Origin of the sequence: Lentilactobacillus hilgardii DSM 20176 = ATCC 8290, from assembly GCF_000159315.1 — a bacterium.
GTDB lineage: Bacteria > Bacillota > Bacilli > Lactobacillales > Lactobacillaceae > Lentilactobacillus > Lentilactobacillus hilgardii.
Genome location: NZ_GG670029.1, coordinates 1 through 303 on the forward strand (window position 1 = coordinate 1; position 303 = coordinate 303).

Annotated in this window: 1 protein-coding gene; it reads left to right on the forward strand. The window is 39.9% G+C overall.

Annotation, left to right across the window (positions count from 1 at the left end; all coding sequences use genetic code 11):
- Positions 1 to 26: 26 nt before the first annotated feature.
- The coding region (locus HMPREF0519_RS12765) for a plasmid recombination protein (protein WP_233419338.1) at positions 27 to 303 on the forward strand (277 nt) is incomplete at its 3' end.

Here is a 303-nt window from a genome sequence, read left to right on the forward strand (position 1 = left end):
GTTAGATGAGTTATTTAGTAGCTAATATGCAGAAATTGAAAGCTGATAATCTGGTAGGCTTGGGTAATCATGATCAACGCCGAACGCAGAATCACAAAAATACCGATATTGATGTTGACCGTTCTGCTTTAAATTATGATTTGGTTGCTGGTCGGACTAATCATTTCAAAACCGATATTGAGGATTATATTAACGAGCATAAAACCAGCCAGCGGGCGGTTCGAAAAGATGCGGTTTTGGTCAATGAGTGGATTATCTCAAGTGATAGTCAGTTCTTTGCTGATTTAACGGCGGCTGATACCC